Here is a 20,496-nt window from a genome sequence, read left to right on the forward strand (position 1 = left end):
TCGGCTACTGATTGTACTGGGTTTCGTAATACTTGGCGTATTGTCCTGAAGTCACGTGGTTGAGCCACTCCTGATTCGACAAATACCAATCGATCGTGATTTCGAGGCCTTGCTCGAACGTGACCGACGGTTCCCAACCGAGTTCCCTGTTGATCTTGGACGCATCGATCGCGTAACGCAAATCGTGGCCCGGACGGTCTTTGACGTACGTGATGAGTTGTTCCGACGTGCCTTCGCTCCTGCCCAATTTCTTGTCCATGAGTCTGCACAAAAGTTTGACAAGGTCGATGTTCTGCCATTCGTTGAAACCGCCGATGTTGTAGGTTTCGTGGTTGTTCCCTTCGTGGAAAACCAGATCGATGGCGCGCGCGTGATCTTCGACGAAAAGCCAATCGCGCGTATATTTCCCGTCGCCGTAAACCGGAAGCGGCTTGTTGTTGATGATGTTGTTGATGAACAGCGGAATCAGTTTCTCAGGAAAATGGTTCGGCCCGTAATTGTTCGAGCAGTTCGTGAGCACATACGGCAATCCGTAGGTTTCTCCATACGCGCGGACGAAATGGTCGGAACCCGCTTTTGACGCTGAATACGGCGAGTTTGGATCGTAAGCCGTCGTTTCGGTGAACAACCCTTCTGCGCCCAATGATCCGTAGACCTCATCGGTTGAAATATGGTAGAAACGCTTTCCTTGTGTGTCGCCCCAAATCGCTTTCGCGGCGTTCAGCAGGTTTACCGTTCCAAAGATGTTCGTGCGCAAAAACGAAAGCGGATCGGTGATCGAACGGTCGACGTGGGATTCGGCGGCCAAATGCAACACGCCATCGAATCGGTGTTCGGCAAAAAGCGCATCGATGAACGCGCTATCCACGATATCGCCTTTGATGAACGTGTAATTCGGTTCGTTCTCGATGTCCTGGATATTCTCGAGATTGCCCGCATACGTAAGCGCGTCGAGATTATAGATTTGATAGTCGGGATAGTTTTTGACGAAACGTCTCACGACATGGGAGCCAATGAAACCCGCGCCGCCTGTAATCAAAATCTTTTTCATGTGTTTTAGTTTAGAGGCAACCGTCGACTTCAATCTTCAAAACGCCTTTCACGTCATAAATTACCGACGTTTCCTTGCGGAACTGGTCCAGGTCGAGCGAAAGGAATTCAGTATGCGCGACGCCAAGGATGATCGTATCGAATTTATCGACCGGAAGTTCCTGTGTCGTCTTGATGCCGTATTCGTGTTCGACCTCGAGCGTGTTGGCCCACGGGTCGTAAATCGTAATGTTGAGACTGTAGTCGTTCAACGCGTTTATGACGTCGACGATCTTCGTATTGCGCACATCGGGGCAATTTTCCTTGAACGTGAAGCCGAGCAGCAATACTTTCGCCGAATTGACCTTGATGTTTTTCTTGATCATGAGTTTCACCACCGACGACGCGACATATTCGCCCATCGAATCGTTCAGGCGACGACCCGCGAGGATGATCTCAGGATGATAGCCGAGTTCCTGTGCTTTCTGCGCCAGATAATACGGATCGACGCCGATGCAATGCCCGCCGACCAATCCGGGTTTAAACTTCAAAAAATTCCATTTCGTACCCGCGGCTTCCAAGACGTCGGCCGTGTTGATGCCCATGATGTTGAATATCTTGGCCAGTTCGTTCACGAAGGCGATGTTGATGTCGCGCTGCGAGTTTTCGATGACTTTCGCGGCTTCGGCAACTTTAATCGAGGGCGCGAGATGCGTTCCGGCCACGATCACCGATTTGTATAATTCGTCCACGTTTCGGGCCGCTTCAGGAGTCGAGCCCGCCGTGATCTTGAGTATTTTTTCAACCGTGTGTTCCTTGTCTCCGGGATTTATGCGTTCGGGCGAATATCCGGCGAAGAAATCGACGTTGAATTTCAATCCGCTGACCCGCTCGAGAACGGGAATGCATTCGTCCTCGGTCACGCCGGGATAAACCGTCGATTCATAGATTACGGTGTCGCCTTTCTTGAGGACTTTCGCGACGGTTTCGCTTGACTTGTACAAAGGCGTCAAATCAGGACGGTTGTTCTTGTCGACCGGTGTCGGAACCGTAACGACGAAATAGTTGCAGTTCGAGATATCGTTTATGTCGGCCGAGCAAAACAAACCGTTCCCGTCAAGCGGGCTGGAAACGAGTACCGATTTTAGCAAATCATCCGAGACTTCAAGCGTGCTGTCTTTTCCCGAATTGAGTTCGGCGACGCGGTTTTGATTAATGTCGAAACCAACCACGGGATATTTCGTCGCGAACAAACGCGCGAGTGGCAAACCCACATATCCAAGCCCGATAACTGCTATTTTCGCGTCCATAGTTATGATCCGATCGATTTGTATACGAATCCGATGTCAGTTAGTTTTTTCCTGTCAAGCAAGTTGCGTCCATCAAAAACGAAGGCCGGTTTTTGCATGTTGTCGTAAATGCGTTTCCAGTCGTATTCCTTGAATTCGTCCCATTCCGTAAGCACGGCGATGGCGTGAGCTCCGGCGCAGGCTTCGTACGGACCTTCATAGGTTTGCACTCTTTTTTTGCTCGAGGCGCTCACGTTTATGTATTCAAGGTCCTCCATGACCTGGCTTTCCGTAACTTTCGGGTCAAAAACCGCGATGTTAGCCTGTTCGCTCACAAGGTCGCGCGCCACGAAAATCGCAGCCGATTCGCGTGTGTCGTTCGTATCTTTCTTGAACGCCCAACCCAGGAAGCAGATTTTCTTGTCGGCAACTGTATTGTAAAGCGTTTGTACGATTTTATTTGCGAAACGCCTTTTTTGGTGGTCGTTCATGATGATGACCTGCTCCCAATAATCGGCTACTTCGCGAAGCCCGAATGACTTGGAGATATAGACTAGGTTCAAAATGTCTTTCTGGAAACAAGATCCGCCGAAGCCGACTGACGATTTCAGGAATTTAGGCCCGATGCGACTGTCCATTCCGATCGCGCGCGCAACTTCGTTCACGTCGGCGCCCGTTTTCTCGCACAATTCGGATATGGCGTTGATCGACGAGACACGCTGCGCCAAAAACGCATTCGCGGTGAGTTTCGATAATTCGGACGACCAAACGTTCGTCGTGAGGATTTTGCTCTTGTCGACCCAATTCTCATAGACATTCACAAGCGCCTGGATGGCATTCTCTCCTTCAGGAGTCGTGTCGCCCCCGATAAGAACGCGATCGGGATTCAACAAATCGGCGACGGCCGTTCCTTCTGCAAGGAATTCGGGATTCGAAAGGATCTGGAATTGTACTCCGTTGCCTGTGTGGTCAAGTATGCTTTTGATCGCTTCGGCCGTGCGCACGGGAAGCGTGGATTTTTCCACCACGATCTTATCGTCTTTGGCAACCCGCGCAATTTGGCGAGCACAAAGTTCGATATACTTTAGGTCGGCCGCCATGCCTTTGCCTGAACCGTATGTTTTTGTGGGCGTGTTTACCGATATGAAAATAATTTGTGCGTCATGTATCGCCTTGTCTACTTCGGTCGAAAAAAACAGGTTTTTACCTCTCGTATTGCCTACGATTTCACTGAGCCCGGGTTCATAGATCGGAATGTTCGCCACATCAGGGCTGTTCCATTGCGCGATCCGTTCTTCGTTCAAATCAACTACGGTAACTTGGATATGGGGACATTTTTGTGCGATGACGGCCATTGTCGGACCTCCAACATATCCGGCGCCAATGCAACAAATCTTTGTAATTTTCATTCGTTATATTTTGAGATTGCAAATATACTTTTATTCATAACAGCCGCCAAGCCGTTACCTTAGGTTTTCCCAATACCAACGCACGGCTTCGCGCAAACCGGCATCGAAAGGGAATTGCGGGTCGTAACCCAATAATTTTTTCGCTTTTTCGACGCTTGCCTGGGAATGCGGGACGTCGCCGCTTCGGTTGGGCCCGAAAATTATCGGCACATCGGCTATCGCGGGATCGTGTTCCGAGAGGAACTTCTTGAGGCTTTCAGTAAGCTCGACAAGCGATATGCGCTGGCCGAACGCCGTATTGTAAACCGTATTCACCGCAATCGGATTGGTCGTGACCATCGCGAGTTCGTTCATGAGAATCACGTTGTCGATGTAGGTGAAATCACGAGAGTAGCTTCCGTCGCCGTTGATCACGGGACTTTCGTGCTTCATGAGCTGCATGACGAACTTCGGGATGACTGCGGCGTAGGCTCCGTTCGGATCCTGTTTGCGCCCGAAAACATTGAAATAACGCAATCCTATCGTTTCGATCCCGTAGGTTTTCGAAAAAATCCCGGCGTACAATTCGTTGACGTATTTGGTGATCGCATATGGAGAAAGCGGACTTCCGATGTTCTCCTCGACCTTCGGCAACGCTTCCGAATCCCCGTACGTCGATGAGCTCGCGGCGTAGATGAATCGCTTCACGCCTGCGTCCCGTGCCGCGACGAGCATATTCAGGAAGCCCGAAACGTTGACATCGTTGCTAGTAATTGGATCGTTTATGGATCGCGGAACAGATCCCAAAGCCGCCTGATGCATCACGTAATCGACGCCTTGAACCGCTTTTTGGCAATCGTCCTGATTTCGGATATCGCCTTCGATCAATTCGAAACGAGCGTTGTCAAGCAAATGAGAAATGTTATGCCGATGACCTGTCGCAAAGTTATCCAGGCAAATCACGTGATGTCCTTTCGAAATGAAATGGTCGCACAGATTTGAACCAATAAATCCCGCACCACCGGTAATCAGGATTTTATGTGATTGAGATTCGGGCATATTATTTTTTGTTACCTGAAAACAGGTTCAAAATGCGTTTGAAGATTCCGGGCGGACGATCGTCTTCGTGATATCCTTCCGAGTAATTCGCGTAGTTGTAACCGTAGCCATAGCCGTAACCATAACCCGAACCGTACTTCGCCTTGTTCTCGTATCCGTTGAAGACGATGCTCACGTTGCTGATCTCGCCGCGTTTGAAGCGGTTGTTCAATAGCATCACCATTTCCTTTTTGGTGTAATTCTGGCGCATGATGTACAGCGTGACATCGGCGTATTGAGCCAACTCAAGTGCGTCTGAAACCAAACCGACAGGCGGCGTATCGAAAATGATGTAATCGTATTTCAATTTGAGCTGGGTCATGAATTCGTGCATGGCCTCGCTAATGATGAGTTCTGACGGATTTGGCGGAATCGGACCCGATGTAACGACGTCAAGAAACGGGACATGCGTATTTTGGATGACTTCGTCCATCGTTTTTTGTCCGATGAGGAAATTCACGACGCCGATGTCGTTCCTGATCTTGAAATCGTCGAAAATCTTAGGCTTGCGCAAATCGAGGCCCACGATAACCGTCTTTTTCTCGCTGAGTGCGAAAACCGTCGCGATGTTTATCGAGCAGAACGTCTTGCCTTCGCCACTGATCGACGACGTAAGCATGAGTGACTTCCCGCCCAGGCTCGTATCTCCTTTTTTCTTGTACAGGAATTGAAGGGACGAACGGATGGCGCGGAATGATTCGGCCAACGCCGACTTGGGTTTTTCAAATACCGACAGGTTCGACTTTGTATGCTTTATTCCCACGACGCCGATAAGCGGAATCTTGGTGAGTTTTGTGATATCCTCGGTGTTGAGGATCGTATTTTCGAGGAAGAAGATCGCGAAGACGAACATGAGCGGAACCAAAAAACCAAGAAACGCCGCCATAACATAATTCACGCTCGTATTCGGACCAACCAGACCTTTGCCTACATCTTTGGCTGGATCGATAAAATGGATGTCGGACAAATTCGATTTCATCACGATCGCTGCCTCGTTGCGCTTGGCCATGAACGCGTTTATGATATTGTCGCTAAGATCGAATTTGCGCTTGAGGCGTAAATATTCCTGCTTACTCTCGGGCAACTGGTTGATCGAACTTTGGACCTGACCCAATTTCGCCTCGACGAGATTCAAATCATATTGTGCAGACGCTTTCGCCGACACGATGTTTTCAAGAAGCACGCGCTTTACGGCCTCCATGTCGCGGTCGAAATCCCGGAAAAGCTTGTCGTTCTTGACCGCATAGGATCGGGACGACCGTTCTACCGATAGCGCGATGAGTTTCGAGACATTCACGGTGATGTTCGGATCATCTATTCCGTAGACGGCCGGTGCGGGTAATTTGGAAAAGTCGGTACTTCGGTTCAAATACGTCCGAAGCGAGTTCAGGTAGGCGATTTTGCGTTGCGCATTGTCTTTTTGCAAATCGAACCCTTCGAGCTGTTCCGAGAATTTTGCGCCTCCTTCTTCAATCGCGTTCAGGTCTTTCCCTCGTGAGAAATCCCGGATCGCGCCTTCAGAATCCTTGAGATCGCGATCGAGCGCCGCAAGAGTACTGTCGATGAATCGGATCGTGTTGCTCGCAAATTTGTTCTTGCGCTCAAGCTGTGAATCGATAAGTGTCTGAACCGTCGTGTTGAGATAGTTCACCATGCGCGCCTTATTGGTTCCCTGAAGGCTAAGTGTGATTACGGAGCCTGTTTTGTCGTTCACCTCGGCTTTGATTCCCTGATATCGCCCGACGGTCTGGTTGAAGTCATTGAATCGGATGAAGTATTCCTTATTAATGTAATCGTTTGGAAGATCGTTGAGTTCTACCCTGAAATGCAGGAAAGGCAAATCCACCGGTTGGCCGACCTTGTAGCGTTTGACGAATTCACCCGGCGCCACGTTCGCTACTGAAAGTGAATTATCGACATAATGGACCAACGGCACCGAATTGCCCGTGAACGTATGGCGAATTTCGTAAACGGCAGGACTTACGAATTTTATGGTTATGAGGCTTCCGAAAAGCTGACCTTCATCTTTGTCAAGAACGACCCGAAACGGAACTTCGCCGTACACGTCCTGAAGGTAATATTTGTGTTGCAACAGATAATCGATGTAGTACTCCAGTTTTTCGACGACGACCTCGTTATGCGAACGCGATTTGATGGCGTAGGCGATTCCCTGAACCTCATCTGAAACGCCGCCCCAGTTGAAAACCAGGCTGGTGTTGGAAGTAAACAGTTGATTGTTTTCTTCTTTCATGGCTATGGTGGTTTCCATAGCATATACTTTCTCTTTCCTGATATTGACCTGATAAGCGATGAAAAATGCGACGGCAAAACTCAACAGGAACCACTTCCAGTAGCTGGCGGTCTTGACAAGGAAACCCTTGAAATCGAAGCCTTCACGACCTTCAAATAACGAAAAATCTTTTGTATCAAGCATCTTCGGACCTCTATCTCGTTAGCAATATGGTGGCCGTCGTGAGCAATGACAGCACCGAAATGATTGTGGTAAGCGATTGCACCAACGTCGTTCCTGTTCCCAATGTCTTTTGCGGAAGCGGTTTCACGTAAATATAATCGTTGGGCTGCAAATAGTAATAAGGCGATTGCATGGAATTCCGGTCGAGCAGGTTGATGCTGTGCATTTCAGTTCCCGAAGGCATTTGCCTGATCACCACTACATCTTTGCGGTCTCCGGTGATCGTAATATCGCCTGAATTCGCGATTGCTTCCATGATGTTTACTTTTTCCTGGAACAAAGTCTTGGTGCCGGGCGAGTTTACTTCGCCGTTTATCGTGTATCGGAAGCCTGACAGTTTCACGCTCACGAAAATATTGGCATCGGCCGTAAAAAACTCCTCAAGCAACCTTTTTTCTATTTTTTGTCGCGCCTCTTCAACGGTGAAGCCAAGTACGTTCACCTCGTTCAGCATCGGCATCCTGATATTGCCGTGATCATCTACCGTGTAACCGTCGAAATACAACGATTGTTCACCTTTTGCGCTCTCAATTCCAGCATTCGTCGGGTTGAAAGCCTGTACCAATTTGGGATCGATAGCCTTGATCGACACACTTAAGATGTCATTGGTTTGCAAGCGATATGGCTTTGTAGAAACAGGATTCACAGCCTGTGTAGACTGGTTTTCATCGCCCTGAAGGTAAATCAGGTCCTTTGTCGGGATACAGGAAGTGAACAATAAGCCTATGAGTAAAAGAAAATAAACCGGGAGCCTCTTCATCCGTTTGCAAAATTTAGCAGACAAATATAGTTTTTCATTTTTTAAACTATGCATACTAACGCATTATTCTCCGACTAATTGTTCCTGAGCGAATTCTCGAACGGGACGCGTTGCAGAATACTTCTTCCGAGCGTAATCTCGTCGGCGTATTCGAGCTCGTCGCCCACTGCGATGCCGCGTGCTATGGTCGATGTTACGATGTCGAAGTCGCGGATCTGTCGATAGATGTAAAAATTCGTCGTATCGCCTTCCATCGTGGGCGAAAGCGCGAAGATAAGCTCCTCGACGCCACCCGATTTCACTTTCTCGACAAGCGTACTGATATTGAGCTGGCTTGGGCCGATGCCGTCGACCGGAGAAATTTTTCCGCCCAAAACATGATACAAACCGCGGAATTGTCCCGTATTCTCGATCGCCATCACGTCCCGAATATCTTCGACGACGCAAATCACGGTCCTATTCCGCTTTGCGTCGGAACAGATCTCACAGATTTCGTGGTCGGAAATATTATGGCAGTTTTCGCAGAATCGGATGTCGGTTCGCAATGACATCAGCGCTTCCGACAAAAAAGCCGTTTGCTCTTTGGGTTGCTTGAGCAAGTGCAAAACCAGGCGCAATGCCGTGCGTTTGCCGATACCCGGAAGTTGGGAGATTTCGTTTACGGCACGTTCGAGGAGTTTTGAGGGGAATTCCATGCAGCAAATTTAGTGAATTTAGACACGCTACGCTTTGGATTTTGGACGGTTGGACACGCTGCGCTTTTGAACCGTTTTCGGTGGTTTGGTGAATCGTTTTTTAAAAAGACTGTCAAAACTTCCAAGCAAGAAAAATCGCTGATCAATAACAACACCCAGCCATGAGCGCAGCGATTAAAGTCCAAATCCAAAGCGTAGCGCGTCTAAAGCTCGCAGGGCGTGTCCAAAGCGCAGCGCGTCCCAAAAAAATCCGTACTTTCGAAACAAATTACTCCAAATGTCATCAACCTTCATCCTAATCCTGATGCTGATCTACTTCGGCATCCTGTTCTCGATCTCGCATTTCGTAAGCAAGAAAGACGGCGGCAATGACGCGTTTTTCAAGGCGAACAAGAATTCGAAATGGTATCTGGTGGCGTTTGGGATGATCGGGACGGCGCTTTCGGGCGTGACTTTTATATCAGTTCCGGGACAGGTCGGTTCACCCGATATACAGTTCAAGTATTTCCAGTTCGTCATCGGGAATGCGATCGGGTTTATCTTGATCGCCAAGGTGTTGCTTCCGTTGTATTATCGCATGAACCTGACGTCGATCTATGGATATATCGAGCAGCGATTGGGTTACGTTTCGTACAAAACCGCGGCGTTTATCTTCCTGATTTCACGAACGATCGGGTCGGCGGCGCGTTTGTATCTGGTCGTGATCGTGCTGCAGCGGTTCGTATTCGACGATTTCAAGGTGCCGTTTTGGGCGACCGTTTTAATCTCGCTCGGATTGATTTTCGCGTATACGTATCGCGGCGGGCTCAAGACGATAATCATCACCGATACGTTGCAGACTGTATTCTTGGTGTCGTCGGTGTTCCTGACGATCTACTTCATCTGCGACAGTCTGGACTACGACATCCCGCAGGCGTTCGAGGCCGTGAAAACCAGCAATTATTCAAAGATTTTCTTCTATGAGGATTGGCTAAAAAGCAATTATTGGGTCAAGCAGATCGTGGGCGGAATCTTCGTGACGATCGCAATGGTCGGGCTCGATCAGGATTTGATGCAGAAAAACCTGAGTTGTGCGAACATCGGCGAAGCGCAGAAAAACATGTTCACGTTCACGGGGATTTTCGTGCTGATCAATCTGTTTTTCCTTAGCGTCGGCGCACTTTTGTATATGTACGCTGAAAAGAACGGGATCGCGATTCCGCTCGATCAGGTCACCGGAAATCCAAGAACCGACTTGTTGTTTCCTGAAATCGCGTTCAACCATCTGGCTTTGATACCGGGCGTGGTTTTCTTGCTCGGATTGACGGCTGCGACTTTCGCGACTACCGATTCGGCGTTGACAGCGCTCACGACTTCGTTTTGCGTCGACTTCCTGAACATGGATAAGTCGGCCGATCCGAACAATCCTAAAATGGTAAAAACACGTCATGCGGTCCACATCGGTTTTTCAATCTTGATGTTCTTCGTGATTGTCGTGATTTATGCACTCAACAGCGATGCGGTCGTGAGTTTGATTTTCAAGGTCGCGGCTTACACGTATGGACCATTGCTTGGTTTGTACTCGTTCGGGCTTTTCATGAAGACCAAAACCGTCAAGGGAATTTTCGTGCCGTTCGTGTGTTTCATCGCGCCTTTGGTTACGTTTATCATCAGCTCCTACTCGACCGAATTGTTCGGTAATTACCAATTCGCTGAGGAATTGATCATCGTGAACGGCGGTTTGACGTTTCTTGGATTGTTGTTGATTTCAAAACCCGCGACTGAGAATACGCGTTTCTGACCGAATCGGCGATTACTTCAATATCGATTTTCGCTTGAGATCATTGAAAACCTTATTGTAAGCGGTCATTAAAAGTTGATACGATGATTTAGAGAAATGGACCTTGTCGTCGCTTTTGGATCGCGTGACGCTCGAAATTACTTTTTGGGAGTAGATTATACTTTCAGAGTTGAGATCGTAAATTTCCATTTCCACATAACCCGAATTGCTCGATTCGCCTGCGTAAGGACTGACTTGCTTTGAACTTACCGAACCCAGATCGTTGGTAATTCTTTGGGCTTTTATATTGATGAAATAATCGTAATCCATTCCTTTTTTGATTGTTCTGATAACGGCTTTGTCAGGTTGCATCGGGATTTTTTGTGCGATGAGAAGGCCTTTTGAATTCGGACAATAGGTAAAACGGCCGTCGAGTATTTTCGAGAAATCGTTGACCACCTTATTTTCGAGCTTTTGGATTTGGTCGGTCGGCACGTCTAAATTATAGAGCAGCCATCTTCCGTTTGAAAAATCAACGCCGGTTTGTTTCGGTTTTTCGAATGAAGAACTTGGCAGCGAACAGGACCATGAAATTGCGGTTACGACGAAAGCAGCGAGGAATGTTTTCATTTGTCTTGAACGGGATATATTTTTCGGAAGAATGACAAAAATTAGGGTAATGAAAATTTAGGCTTTTTTACGTGAAAAGTGTTTTGACGCAAAAGCGATTATTTTATTTTACCCTGTCAGGGTCTTTTTGAACAAGTCAATGCAGGTGTAAAACCGCTCTCTCGCCCGAAACTCACATCAAATACTGCCTGATTATACTAACGGTCGCCGTCACGATATACTGAACCCCGATCGCGATTACGATAAATCCGACGATCCTCGAAATCGCCACGATTCCCGACGCTCCCAAAATGCGCGACAGATAATGGGCGCTGCGCAAGATCAGGAAAATGACAAGTGAAATCGCCGCCATCGCGAGAACCGCAACGATCATTTCGGTCGTCTCGTGGTGTTCCTGATAGAATGCGATGAGAAGCGAAATCGAACCCGGACCTGCGAGCATCGGCATTGCCAACGGCGTAAGCGCGATATCATTCCTGTTCTGGACCTCGTTTTCGACACGTTTGTTGATGCCGCGGCGCTTGCTGAAATTCCCCGACAACAAGTTGAAACCTGAACTCGCTATGATCATTCCGCCCGCAATTCGCAAAGCATCGAGGCTGATCCCAAAAAACGAAAGCACATATTGCCCGATGAAATACGCGATTATCAAAATAATAAACACGTCGATTCCGGTCCAGAGCGAAATACGCGACCGTTCTTTTTTGTCATCGTCCTGGGTTAGTCCGACGAAAATCGGGACGGTTCCAATCGGGTTCAAAACCGAGAAGAGCGCGGCGAATAAGTAAATGAAAAGCTCCATGTTTTTTGTGCGAAGTTAATGGCTGACCTTGGGTTCGATGTTAATTTCAAGTCAACTGATTTGGGGGAAATTTATGTTGGTGTTAAGACATCGGTTATTATAAAGATAGTAATTTTAGGAGATTGCGACGAGTGGTAATTGACAATTGATAATTGACGAATGGCAAATGATTCGTTGTTCGCCAGAGACAATACAAAAGTCCTTAATCATTAGTCTTTCATCATTAGTCTTTCATCATTAGTCATTAGTCAAAAACAAAACCACCATGAAACAGAAAAAAACCCTTGTCCTCGGCGCGTCCGAAAATCCGATGCGGTATTCCTATCTCGCTATAAATAGTCTCGTCCGACGCGATCATCCCACGGTTGCTGTCGGACTCAAGGAAGCGAAAGTCGCGGGCATCGATATATTGACTACGCAGGCGCCGTTTGCCGATGTCGACACGGTTACGCTTTATCTGAATCCGCGAAATCAGGTTCCGTATTACGACTACATCATCGGCCTCAAACCCAAACGTGTCATCTTCAACCCCGGAACTGAAAATCCGGATTTGTATGCTTTGCTGCGTGAAAACGGGATTGAGATTGAAGTCGCTTGCACTTTGGTGATGTTGAGTACAAATCAATATTGAAAGTGCAAAGTGCAAAGCGCAAAGTGCAAAGTGGGCGTGCCGAACTTTGTACCTTGCACTTTGCACTTTGCACCAATAAAAAAGCCCCGGTTTCCCAAGGCTTTCAAAAAAACAAACCAAATAAATATGATGCTTACTGCAACACAATTTTCTTTGTAGTCGAGTATTCGCCTGACTGGAATTTCAAGATGTAAACACCTGAATTCAAGTTCGACAAGTCCAGTTCGCTATTACTGAAACCTGTGGCCGGGAGTTGGGCGTCGTATACTTTCGCTCCTGTGAGACTGTAGATGCTCACGGTATTTTTGTCGGAACTTCCCACAACATCATATACGATGCTGATTCTTTTGTTCGGTGTCGGGTTCGGGTACACGGCGAACGTGACTTTGTTGCCCAATTCCTCGGTCGAAAGCGATGTGACGTCCTGGTAATTGAACGTGATAACGCCAGTCGCGCTTCCTTCAAATGTCGCGAATACCAAACGGTATACGGTTCCATTCGCCAATTTCACGTAGAACGCTTTGTTGGTGTTGATCGTGTAGCCGGTTCCGTTGAACGTTTTCCAATCGTAACCGATCGTGCTGATGTTCGTCGAATACGCCATAGTCGGGCTCGCCGGAATTCCTGTGGGTTCGACATTTTCAGATACTTGTACCGTTGGGTGCGTCAAAACGCCTGTCACGGGATAATACAAGGAACCGTCTCCGTAATAATCGGCGTTGTATTTCGTGAAAAGCAAATCCCACTCAGTATTTATCGGCTCGGCGATTACCGTTCCGTTCGTAGTGAACGAATAATAGTTGTAGAAACGATCAGCGCTTGCCGAGTTGGCAACGGTAACGGTTTGATCAGCCGTCCAAGCGGTTCCCGTCCAATCTGAAAACGTGAACGTGTAGCCTCCGAAGTAATCATCGATCTTGATCTTCTTGAACGCAGTGCCCGTTTTCAGAACGAAAACCACACTTCCGACCACGTGGTGCGTCACGACGTTGTATTCGCCCCAACCGTACGTCGCCGTTCCTCGGTCGAATGCGCCTTCCCAAGCCGTATCGCTGTTGTTTAACGATGTCCAGTTCGCTTCCTGTGAAACGTCGACCGTTGACCAAGTGCTGTTCGGACCGACTTCGTACGTGAGAATTCCTTTAGCCTCATTGGTACGAACGCCCATCGACATTGCGCTCACGCGGTAAAAAGCGATATCCCAAGAGTTATTCGGGTATGCGTTTTGCGCCTGGGTCGCAAGTTTGTAATACACCTGATTGCCGTAAGCCGGCCCCATTGTCACGGTTCCTGCTGTCTGCGCAGTCGCGATCATTCCGAAAAGCGACATTGCCGCTAAGAGTATTGTTTTTTTCATTTTTAAAGGATTGTGTTTGTTATTGTTTAGTTGTTTAGTTGGGCTTTCTCTGGCGTTGGACGTTTGGTTTTTTGTTGATTTGTTGATTTGTTGATTTGTTGATTTGAATTGATCTCTGGCGTGGGGCGTTTGGGGTTTTGTTGATTTGTTCATTTGTTGATTTGAATTGATCTCTGGCGTGGGGCGTTTGGGTTGTTGTTGATTTGTTGATTTGTTGATTTGTTGATTTGAGTTACTGCCTTCCGGATGTTCAGTCATTCGTCATTTGTCATTTGTCTTTCGTCATTTGTCTTTCGTCATTCGTCATTTGTCTTTCGTCATTTGTCTTTCGTCTTTCGTCATCCCGTCTTTCGTCATTCGTCTTCACTGCAGCAACCTATACTCGAACCTCGGATAACCCCTAACCCCATTCTGGCTCAAAAACGCAAGCATCCTGATCTTGTAATAATTTCCGTCGAGGTCTTTGAGCACATAAAATCTGTTCGTATAGGCCGATCCGGTGAACACGTCGCGCCAATCGGCCCCGATGATGCGTTGGTCAGCCGTGAAATTATTGTCGTCGACATTCGCGAGCGCATAGTTTTCATACGTCACATCAGCGGCCACATTCACTCGGTACACGTAAACACCGGCCTTTACGTTGTTGAGCACGAAATCCGAATATCCGTACGAACCTGCTCCATCGATAATGTTCGTGAACACCGTAAAGTTCAAATCCCATTTGCCTTTTTCAGGTTCGACGCTCACGATCGAATTTGTATTGAAACTGAAAAAACTGAAATTATAAGCCGCATTCTTCGAAATTGTAATTTCCTGATGCGTCGCGCTGTTCAATTCGGCGTACTGCAATTTGTAGTTATCGCCGTCGCGAAGCACGCGGACTTTTCTCCAACCGCGCGGGTTCCCGGCGATCGCAACACTTCCGGCTGCAGGCGTAGTAGTTCCGACGGTGTAGCCGAGATTCACCAAATACACTTTATTGTCAGTGTCGATCGACGAGACTTCCTGGAAAGCCGTTCCCGCAATCGCCCCGTTCGGATTGTCGATGAACGCCGCGTTCGCCGGATCGAAAGTCCCGATTGTAACTTGAGATTGCAAAGCCGAAACACTCGCCTCGGTCACGGCATCGATGTCTATCCCGTCGAGCTGTTTCGCCGCCATGTAGATCGAACCGTTGATCGCCACGCGGAATTCATCGCCCGAGTAGAAGCCCAAATCCCAGCTGTCGCGCCAAACTTCGGTAGCTGTTTCAGTGCTCAAGTCGACATAGACCTGATTGCCTTGGTTCGGTCCGCCAAGCGCCGGTTCGCTGATCGCGCCCAACGATCGCTCGAATGAGATCACGGTCGACGTAAATCCCTGTATGTTCGAATCGTCGGGATAATCGATGGCGACGATGTCGAATTTCACCGACTTCTCGTCTGAATCGAACGGAAAAATCAAATTCGTGAACGTGAACGAAGTACCGCCCAAACCTGCGTTTATCGGCACGATGAATTCGTTGTTCACAGGTTCCGACGACACGGCGAAGTCAACACCGTAAGTCGCGTTCGTCGGTGTGATCCGAATCGTCACGAAACCGTCGGCCTTCGCGGTTTCCGAGAATTCAAGGTTGATCGTCTCGCTTGCGGTGATTCTCGAATAATCGTGCGATTGGTTCGAAAACGCCACCACGAACGGCTGGGAAGGAATCGTTTCCTCAGATTCGCAACCTGAAAATGCGGCCGCGACGAACAGACAAAACAGTGTAATTATTTTTTTCATATCATCCGAAATTAAATCTGTACAATACTTTCAAGAAATACGAGCGCCCGTAACCAAGCAATTGGGACGTCGCCGCGCCTTCGTGAGCGCCACCTTGCAAGGCATTCGTGTTGATGCGCGTGACGTCGGTAATGTTTCTGGCGCCAAGCGTGACCTGCAAACGATCTTTGCTGAAACTCTTCATGATCGTCGCGTCGAGTGACGCGAAACCGTCGCGTTTTCCACGCACGATGATCGGGTTGGCGTTGATATCTTCGCTTGTCACGAACTGGTATTCGGGACCGTTGTATTTGTAGTAGGTCGAAAATGTCGTGTTCCATTTCGGGACGCGATACGACGCATTCGCATTGAGTTGGAAACTGTGCAGGTAATCGTCGTTCGAAAGCTCGGCGCTGTTGATCACCTTGCTTTCGCCCGAAAACGTAACGCCCGCGTTGACACCCAGATTTCCGTATGTCATTCCCGTGGTGAGCGACGATCCGTAGGTTCGGTATACGTCGATGTTGCCGTATTGGTACGAAAGCCCGCTGTCCTGGAACGCGATGAGTTCGATGCGGTCGCTCACGTCGAGATACCAGATGGAGAATTTCGTGTCGAAGTTGAGTTTGTCGCTCGCCTTGAAATCCTTGTTCAGGTGCAGGAACGCCGAAAACCCGGTTTCAGGAAGCAAATTCGGATTGCCTCGGACGTCGTGGTTCACATCTACGAAATACGTGTACAATTCCTCGTAGGTCGGCAGCTTCGGGCAGGTTCCGAAAATCCCGCGAAGTTCGTAACCGCTTCCCAAATCGTATCTCGCGCTCAACGAAAGTGCCGCCATCGTGTCGAATTTCGACGAGAACAGGCCGCGCGCTCCGGGACGGACTGAGAATGATTTGGAAATATTGATTTCGGTCGACCCGTAAATGTCGTAGGTTCCGAGGCTGCGCGCGATGCTTTCCTCGAACACGTTGGCTATCGGAGCGGCGTAACCCTTGATCTCGTTGAATTCATATCCGACCTGGAAATCGATAAGCTCACTGTCGAGGAAATTGCTCAAACTTCCTTTGCTGAACCAGGCCTTGCGCGATTCGTATTCGAAATTTTCGATGTCGTATTTCTCGCCCGATCGGATGCGGTACCAAAAACTCTCGATATCGCGCGTCTGCTGTTGGTAGGAAACGTAAACGTCGTATGTGAGTCCTTTCGAAAATTGACCCGAACCGTTAAGCAAATGCACGAAACGCTGGGAAGTGTAGACGTCGTCGGCAGCGACAGGATTGTCGGTTTCGGTCGCGGGATTATAATTCGGCATCACGACATCGTTGAAATATTTCGTCGTTTCGTCGAACAATTCGAAGCGATAGAAGAACCGGTGCTTTTTGTTCGGCGTGAATCCAAGGTGCGCTTTCGCGTGCAATTGCGTTTTGGGCAACCATTCGTACCCTCGCAAACTATCGTTCTGAATGTAGTCGCGACCTTGTTTGTCGTTCAGGAAGCCGTCGAAATCATTGGCCGTGAACGTGCCGTACGCGTACCATTTCTCGTTGAAGTTATGCCCGATCCGCACCGATTGTATGTGTCGGCCTTTCGTGATCCCGTTGTATTCTTTTCCGATGGTTTCTTCCTGGATGTACGGCGTGATTTCCCATTTGTAGCGCGAACTTTTCTTGGTGATGATGTTGATGATTCCCGCGACGGCGTTGGCTCCGTATTCGACGCCCATCGATCCGCGCACGATTTCGATCTGTTGGATATCGTCGAGGTTGATCTGGGTTAGGTCGGTGTAATTTCCGAGGCCTTCGTCATTGATCACGGGAACGTTGTCGACCAAAATCTTGACGTAGGCTGAATTCAGGCCAAACATCTGCAAAGACGATTTTCCGGTCGACGAACTCGGCATCACGGTAATGTTGAGTGTTTGGTTGAGCAAGTCGGCTAGGTTGTTTCCGGCTTGGCGATCGATGTCGGCCCTGGAAATCACCTCGACCTGGAACACCGATTTCGAAACCGACTGCGGATTGTATTGGCCCGTGATCACGATTTCCTTAAGTTGCTCAGGCTTCGCGATCGTGTCCTGCTGGGCGATTGCCGACGATCCGACGAGTAAAAGAAAATAAAATCTTAATGTATTGATTGGCATTGCGTTGCTTACTTTGTCGGACACATTTCAGAACAAAATGCGTTTATTTAGACTAATTATAGATAAATTTGTGCTGCAAATATATATCACTATTTTTAATTGTTCTAAATAAAAAGAATTATTTTTGCATCGTAATTAAACAAACAACTCATGAAATACGGACTTTTACCCGCAATCGCCCTACTTTTTTCGCTGACTGTCAGCGCCCAAGACGCCAAAAAGAAAGAAGACATCAAAGCCATCAAATCGATGTGTGGCTGTTACGAAGTTGAATTCAACTTCGCCGAAACCTTCAAATACGCCAAAAATGACGACTACAAAGCATCGCCGACCAAGTATGAAAAAGGCTTGGAATGGGTGGAATTGGTTGAAGACAGCCCGAATAAGATCGTGATGCAACACTTGCTTCAGGTCAGCGACACGATGATCGTGAAACACTGGCGCCAGGATTGGGAATTCGAGAACACGCGTCTTTATGAATACAACAAAGACAATTCCTGGAAGTTCGTTTCGGTCCCGAAGGACAACGTCAAAGGCCAATGGACGCAGCGCGTTTTCCAGGTCGATGACAGCCCGCGTTATGAAGGTACGGCCACTTGGATTCACGTCGACGGCCGCCATTACTGGACGAACGTGACCGACGCTCCGCTGCCGAGACGCGAGCACACGATCAGGAACGACTACAATGTGTTGAATAGAAAAAACACGCACGAAATCGTGAAAGACGGTTGGATCCACGACCAGGACAATGTGAAAATCCAACGCGGAGCTGACGGCAAAGACGTTTTGGTCGCCAAGGAAAAAGGTTTCGACTACTACAAGAAAGTCGACGATTCAAAATGTGCGGGCGCCCGAAAATATTGGGCCGACAACAAAGTGATGTGGAAAAACGTTCGCGATAAATGGGCGACGGTTTTCGCACAGAACAAAAATCTGGACCTTGCCTTGAAGATCGAAGGACAATCGTTGTTCATGGCGTTGTTCGATTTGAAAGCGACAACACCGAAATCAGAGACTGATGCGCTTATTGAAAAGTACATCAAGAGATAATACAAAAGTTGTGAATGAAAAAAGCGCCTTCGATTTTGGGGGCGCTTTTTTTTTGATTTGGACTTTGTTTTTACAGCAGATTAGTCGGACATTATTTTGAAAGTTCTTTTTTTGGCCACGGATTGCACGGATTTGCACGGATTTTTTGTGTTTTGGGTTGATCAGTTGATTTTTAATGAGCGCAAACATTTAGACGATGCGCTCATTCTTTACATCAAGAAATAATACAAAAGTTTTAGCGCGGATCAGTCGGAGATTATTTTGAAAAGCTTTTTTTTTGGCCACGGATTGCACGGATTTGCACGGAGTTTTTGTGTCGCTCACGCGTAAAATTAGGCCACTTCACAGCTGTTGCGGAGATACAGAGATTGTACTCTCCACCGAACGGGAAAGTAGTAAAACTAAAGGATTCTTTTAGTTTAACAAAGCAAAAAAAATCTTAGTTTTATGGCTTAGGGAAAAGCACTTTCTTTTACCTGAGCCAGCAATAGCGGCGAGTGGCGGTTAACTGCAGTTTTATTTTAGCTCAGTTTCTACTTTCTTTTTAGATATTTCTGCCAAATTGCTTTCTAAAGGAAAACAGTAAATTATCACTATTTTATCTTTTATAAGTATTTGTTCAGGATGTTCTTTAGTTGCTTTTTTTCCACCCCAAAGTAAACTTTGTAAAAAGCTTTCCATTTCGAAATTCTTTTCAAATTCAAAATACATAATACTTCCACCGTCTTTTTTGTTTTCGAAATTCTGAACGTCTTTGGATTTTAGTTTTCCAATTATCGCACTATACATTTCTGGATTCTTATAAAAAGTACAAGCTTGAATTGATATACATTGCATTGTGTTTGTCAATTTATAACCTGAGGGAATTTCGCTTTCAAATAATTTAATTTTTTCGAAACCTTGAGCGGATAAAGTAAAGCAGAAAATAAGGGAAAAGAAGAATAGTGTTTTTTTCATAATTTAAATTTCTTGATATGATGTTTGACAAACTTGCAGTTAACGAAACGATTCCAAAAGATAATAAAAACCGTGGAAATTAAAATAGCGAGATCGTAAAAGACACGACATTGATAATTTTTAAGCAACGATAATTCAGATGTCTGTGCCAGTTCGGTTGCGCTCGAATCACAGATTTCACAGATTCGTGTTATCTAAAAATCGAAATTAACCAGCCATTAAAGATCTGATACAATCTGCGACATCTGCGTTCCCAACGTCGAATTGGATTTTTTGATGTTTAGGGCTTGCGAAACGACGATGGTTGTACGCCAAATGCTTTTTTTGAAGGCCGATGAAAAGTGCGAAAGATTCTCAAAACCGACGTCGACATACACTTCCGACGGTTTTCTTCCGCTCCCGATCATAAAACGTGCTTCTTCGAGTCGTTTCTGTTGCAGCCAGCGCCTCGGAGATGTTCCGAAAATCGATTCGAAATCGCGTTTGAAACCTGAAAGGCTTCTTCCCGTAAGGAACGCGAAACGCTCGACACTGACGTTGAAGTGGAAATTACGCAGCATGAAATCCTTGAGTACGATTTTGCCGGGCTGGTTGAAATCGAACAAAACACTGGCCAATTCAGGTTTCTTTTCGAGCAACAGCAACGTGATCTCGCGAACTTTCAGTTTGAGCAATTCCGATCCTAATTGACC

17 protein-coding genes are annotated in these 20,496 nt (G+C 47.4%); 3 read left to right on the plus strand and 14 right to left on the minus strand.

Translation table 11 applies throughout. From position 1 onward, the window contains the following. Positions 1 to 4 precede the first annotated feature (4 nt). The 7 genes from rfbB to recR form a co-directional block, all read right to left on the minus strand. Positions 5 to 1,051, minus strand: a complete 1,047-nt coding sequence (rfbB, locus tag EOO50_RS14010) for a dTDP-glucose 4,6-dehydratase (protein WP_290840904.1) — start codon at positions 1,049 to 1,051, stop codon at positions 5 to 7. A gap of 10 nt (positions 1,052 to 1,061) precedes the next feature. After that, positions 1,062 to 2,339: a nucleotide sugar dehydrogenase gene (locus EOO50_RS14015; RefSeq protein WP_290840905.1), complete on the minus strand. Its 1,278-nt coding sequence runs from the start codon at positions 2,337 to 2,339 to the stop codon at positions 1,062 to 1,064. Positions 2,340 to 2,341: 2 nt separating this feature from the next. Further along, on the minus strand, positions 2,342 to 3,727 hold the full coding sequence (locus EOO50_RS14020; RefSeq protein ID WP_290840906.1) for a UDP-glucose 6-dehydrogenase: 1,386 nt from the start codon (positions 3,725 to 3,727) through the stop codon (positions 2,342 to 2,344). Positions 3,728 to 3,781: 54 nt separating this feature from the next. Beyond that, entirely contained in the window at positions 3,782 to 4,765 is a 984-nt protein-coding gene (locus EOO50_RS14025) for an SDR family oxidoreductase (RefSeq protein ID WP_290840907.1), read from the minus strand. Between the two features lies 1 nt (position 4,766). After that, positions 4,767 to 7,238, minus strand: coding sequence for a tyrosine-protein kinase domain-containing protein (locus tag EOO50_RS14030; protein WP_290840908.1), 2,472 nt, complete (start codon positions 7,236 to 7,238; stop codon positions 4,767 to 4,769). Between the two features lie 10 nt (positions 7,239 to 7,248). Next, positions 7,249 to 8,037 carry a polysaccharide biosynthesis/export family protein gene (locus tag EOO50_RS14035; RefSeq protein WP_290840909.1) on the minus strand — a complete coding sequence of 263 codons (789 nt, stop codon included), beginning with the start codon at positions 8,035 to 8,037 and terminating at the stop codon, positions 7,249 to 7,251. A gap of 74 nt (positions 8,038 to 8,111) precedes the next feature. Beyond that, positions 8,112 to 8,732: a recombination mediator RecR gene (recR, locus tag EOO50_RS14040; protein WP_290840910.1), complete on the minus strand. Its 621-nt coding sequence runs from the start codon at positions 8,730 to 8,732 to the stop codon at positions 8,112 to 8,114. Between the two features lie 277 nt (positions 8,733 to 9,009). On the opposite strand from recR, the gene EOO50_RS14045 reads away from it, so the two are divergent. After that, positions 9,010 to 10,512, plus strand: a complete 1,503-nt coding sequence (locus EOO50_RS14045) for a sodium:solute symporter (protein ID WP_290840911.1) — start codon at positions 9,010 to 9,012, stop codon at positions 10,510 to 10,512. 12 nt (positions 10,513 to 10,524) lie between these two features. Here EOO50_RS14045 and EOO50_RS14050 read toward each other — a convergent pair whose 3' ends face one another. Continuing rightward, positions 10,525 to 11,121: a hypothetical protein gene (locus EOO50_RS14050; protein WP_290840912.1), complete on the minus strand. Its 597-nt coding sequence runs from the start codon at positions 11,119 to 11,121 to the stop codon at positions 10,525 to 10,527. A 172-nt stretch (positions 11,122 to 11,293) separates the two neighbouring features. After that, positions 11,294 to 11,923 carry a MarC family NAAT transporter gene (locus tag EOO50_RS14055; RefSeq protein ID WP_290840913.1) on the minus strand — a complete coding sequence of 210 codons (630 nt, stop codon included), beginning with the start codon at positions 11,921 to 11,923 and terminating at the stop codon, positions 11,294 to 11,296. A gap of 265 nt (positions 11,924 to 12,188) precedes the next feature. Here EOO50_RS14055 and EOO50_RS14060 point away from each other — a divergent pair, with 265 nt between their 5' ends. Further along, the gene (locus tag EOO50_RS14060; protein ID WP_290840914.1) at positions 12,189 to 12,554 is read left to right on the plus strand and encodes a CoA-binding protein; all 366 of its coding nucleotides are present in this window, start codon (positions 12,189 to 12,191) and stop codon (positions 12,552 to 12,554) included. 133 nt (positions 12,555 to 12,687) lie between these two features. Here the strand turns inward: EOO50_RS14060 and EOO50_RS14065 are convergent, their stop codons facing one another. From EOO50_RS14065 to EOO50_RS14075, 3 genes are all read right to left on the minus strand, one after another. Then, positions 12,688 to 13,911 (minus strand): T9SS type A sorting domain-containing protein, encoded by a 1,224-nt coding sequence (locus EOO50_RS14065; protein ID WP_290840915.1) that lies wholly within the window; start codon positions 13,909 to 13,911, stop codon positions 12,688 to 12,690. A 363-nt stretch (positions 13,912 to 14,274) separates the two neighbouring features. Beyond that, on the minus strand, positions 14,275 to 15,675 hold the full coding sequence (locus EOO50_RS14070) for an HmuY family protein (protein WP_290840916.1): 1,401 nt from the start codon (positions 15,673 to 15,675) through the stop codon (positions 14,275 to 14,277). A gap of 1 nt (position 15,676) precedes the next feature. Further along, positions 15,677 to 17,797, minus strand: coding sequence for a TonB-dependent receptor plug domain-containing protein (locus EOO50_RS14075; protein WP_290840917.1), 2,121 nt, complete (start codon positions 17,795 to 17,797; stop codon positions 15,677 to 15,679). Between the two features lie 150 nt (positions 17,798 to 17,947). Here EOO50_RS14075 and EOO50_RS14080 point away from each other — a divergent pair, with 150 nt between their 5' ends. Beyond that, positions 17,948 to 18,847, plus strand: coding sequence for a DUF6607 family protein (locus tag EOO50_RS14080; protein ID WP_290840918.1), 900 nt, complete (start codon positions 17,948 to 17,950; stop codon positions 18,845 to 18,847). A gap of 516 nt (positions 18,848 to 19,363) precedes the next feature. On the opposite strand, the gene EOO50_RS14085 is transcribed toward EOO50_RS14080, so the two are convergent. Together EOO50_RS14085 and EOO50_RS14090 are read right to left on the minus strand one after the other, a co-directional pair. Next, positions 19,364 to 19,804, minus strand: a complete 441-nt coding sequence (locus EOO50_RS14085) for a hypothetical protein (RefSeq protein ID WP_290840919.1) — start codon at positions 19,802 to 19,804, stop codon at positions 19,364 to 19,366. A 218-nt stretch (positions 19,805 to 20,022) separates the two neighbouring features. After that, on the minus strand, positions 20,023 to 20,496 hold a 474-nt coding region (locus EOO50_RS14090; RefSeq protein WP_290840920.1), incomplete at its 5' end, for an AraC family transcriptional regulator.

The organism is Flavobacterium sp., assembly GCF_004211145.1.
Lineage (GTDB): Bacteria > Bacteroidota > Bacteroidia > Flavobacteriales > Flavobacteriaceae > Flavobacterium.

What these genes read in the sequence shown, in the direction of transcription:
- rfbB (WP_290840904.1), bottom strand. Translation starts at nt 1,051, where the DNA reads ATGAAAAAGATTTTGATTACAGGCGGCGCGGGTTTCATTGGCTCCCAT.
- EOO50_RS14020 (WP_290840906.1), bottom strand. Translation starts at nt 3,727, where the DNA reads ATGAAAATTACAAAGATTTGTTGCATTGGCGCCGGATATGTTGGAGGT.
- EOO50_RS14075 (WP_290840917.1), bottom strand. Translation starts at nt 17,797, where the DNA reads ATGCCAATCAATACATTAAGATTTTATTTTCTTTTACTCGTCGGATCG.
- EOO50_RS14015 (WP_290840905.1), bottom strand. Translation starts at nt 2,339, where the DNA reads ATGGACGCGAAAATAGCAGTTATCGGGCTTGGATATGTGGGTTTGCCA.
- EOO50_RS14025 (WP_290840907.1), bottom strand. Translation starts at nt 4,765, where the DNA reads ATGCCCGAATCTCAATCACATAAAATCCTGATTACCGGTGGTGCGGGA.
- recR (WP_290840910.1), bottom strand. Translation starts at nt 8,732, where the DNA reads ATGGAATTCCCCTCAAAACTCCTCGAACGTGCCGTAAACGAAATCTCC.
- EOO50_RS14050 (WP_290840912.1), bottom strand. Translation starts at nt 11,121, where the DNA reads ATGAAAACATTCCTCGCTGCTTTCGTCGTAACCGCAATTTCATGGTCC.
- EOO50_RS14070 (WP_290840916.1), bottom strand. Translation starts at nt 15,675, where the DNA reads ATGAAAAAAATAATTACACTGTTTTGTCTGTTCGTCGCGGCCGCATTT.
- EOO50_RS14045 (WP_290840911.1), top strand. Translation starts at nt 9,010, where the DNA reads ATGTCATCAACCTTCATCCTAATCCTGATGCTGATCTACTTCGGCATC.
- EOO50_RS14030 (WP_290840908.1), bottom strand. Translation starts at nt 7,238, where the DNA reads ATGCTTGATACAAAAGATTTTTCGTTATTTGAAGGTCGTGAAGGCTTC.
- EOO50_RS14035 (WP_290840909.1), bottom strand. Translation starts at nt 8,037, where the DNA reads ATGAAGAGGCTCCCGGTTTATTTTCTTTTACTCATAGGCTTATTGTTC.
- EOO50_RS14080 (WP_290840918.1), top strand. Translation starts at nt 17,948, where the DNA reads ATGAAATACGGACTTTTACCCGCAATCGCCCTACTTTTTTCGCTGACT.
- EOO50_RS14055 (WP_290840913.1), bottom strand. Translation starts at nt 11,923, where the DNA reads ATGGAGCTTTTCATTTACTTATTCGCCGCGCTCTTCTCGGTTTTGAAC.
- EOO50_RS14060 (WP_290840914.1), top strand. Translation starts at nt 12,189, where the DNA reads ATGAAACAGAAAAAAACCCTTGTCCTCGGCGCGTCCGAAAATCCGATG.
- EOO50_RS14065 (WP_290840915.1), bottom strand. Translation starts at nt 13,911, where the DNA reads ATGAAAAAAACAATACTCTTAGCGGCAATGTCGCTTTTCGGAATGATC.
- EOO50_RS14085 (WP_290840919.1), bottom strand. Translation starts at nt 19,804, where the DNA reads ATGAAAAAAACACTATTCTTCTTTTCCCTTATTTTCTGCTTTACTTTA.